Origin of the sequence: Halorubrum sp. SP3 (assembly GCF_005435195.1) — an archaeon.
Classification (GTDB): domain Archaea; phylum Halobacteriota; class Halobacteria; order Halobacteriales; family Haloferacaceae; genus Halorubrum; species Halorubrum sodomense.
Genome location: NZ_SGTU01000244.1, coordinates 1 through 610, shown reverse-complemented (window position 1 = coordinate 610; position 610 = coordinate 1). Strand labels below are relative to the sequence as shown.

At 65.7% G+C, this 610-nt stretch carries 1 pseudogene; it reads left to right on the top strand.

Features of this window, described 5'->3' with window-relative positions:
• Nucleotides 1–512: pseudogene (locus EXE42_RS16430) on the top strand (hypothetical protein); the annotation flags it as partial.
• Nucleotides 513–610 lie beyond the last annotated feature (98 nt).

Sequence of the window (610 nt, the reverse complement as noted above, 5' to 3'; positions counted from 1 at the left end):
GGACGGCTTTCATCGAGCGTGCCGCGCTGCTCGCGATCGGGCTGGCACTCGTCGGGTGGAACATATTCACCCTCGGACCGGCGTCGCGGATCGACGGATTCGGGCTGCTACCGCTCTTCGTCGGCGCGACGCTCGCATTACTCGCCGTCTCCGAGTTCCTCCCCGAAGAGCGGACGTACGCGACGGGCGAGACGTTCGACTACGGCGGGCAGACGGTGACCGTCGACGACGTGACCGCCGGCGGCGCGGTCGTCGTGTACGAGACCACGCAGACGGAGTCGGTGGAGGTCTCGCAGCACTCGGAGCTGACGCTTAGCGGCACGAACTTCGTCGCGCACTTCCCCGACGCCTCCACGCTCCAGATGACGACCGACATCGAGTCGTACGAGGCGCAAGCCGCCGAGATCGACCGGTTCAACCAGTACAACAGCGGTCTCTCGCGCGTCCTCGTTCTCTCCGTGCTCTCGTCGATCATGCTCGCCGGGATGGCCTTCATCCCGTCGCGGTACTGATCGACGCCGAACGGGCGATTTCGTCCGGCCGTGTTCTGCCGACCGACGTTTCACCGACAACCACTACTCGGCGGGACCGCTACGGTGCCTATGACTTC